This is a genomic window from Paenisporosarcina sp. TG20 (assembly GCF_000286315.1).
Taxonomy (GTDB): Bacteria; Bacillota; Bacilli; order Bacillales_A; family Planococcaceae; genus Paenisporosarcina.
Genome location: NZ_ALJG01000003.1, coordinates 1 through 524, shown reverse-complemented (window position 1 = coordinate 524; position 524 = coordinate 1). Strand labels below are relative to the sequence as shown.

Sequence of the window (524 nt, the reverse complement as noted above, 5' to 3'; positions counted from 1 at the left end):
TGATGGGAATACAACGACTCCGTATTTCATCTTTATAACCTCCTTATTATTTAACAATAATGCTCCTTTAATTATAACAAAGTTTATGAACTAGGTTACATTAAACGATTAATGACCGAAATTCATGGTAATTGCTCTTTTTACATCTTGTTGCCAATACTTCCAAGTATGGTCTCCTTCAAATTCGTCATAGAACACCATAAATCCTTTTTCTTTCATCAAGGAATTTAATAAACGATTCGGTTTCAAGAAGTTTTCAATTTTACCATTTGTTGTTTTCACTTCATCTTCACCTGTTCCAATGACGTGATAAACCGAGAAAGAATCAGGTTTTTTAGTACTTTCAATTTTAGATAAGACGTCCTCATTTACCATCGGCGAGTGTAAAATAACTTTTCCGAATATGTTAGGATATTTCACTGCGGCGAGAAGAGATACTGTAGCTGCCAATGAATCACCTATTAATGCTCTGCCCGCGCCAATTTGATATGTCGGGTATGTTTCATCTAAAAAGGGAACAAGTT

The 524-nt window shown here is 34.4% G+C and carries 1 protein-coding gene; it reads right to left on the bottom strand.

Going from position 1 to position 524, the window contains the following annotated elements:
* Positions 1–108 precede the first annotated feature (108 nt).
* Positions 109–524, bottom strand: a 416-nt coding sequence (locus B371_RS0100015) for an esterase family protein (RefSeq protein WP_019412334.1), incomplete at its 5' end; no start/stop codon positions are given.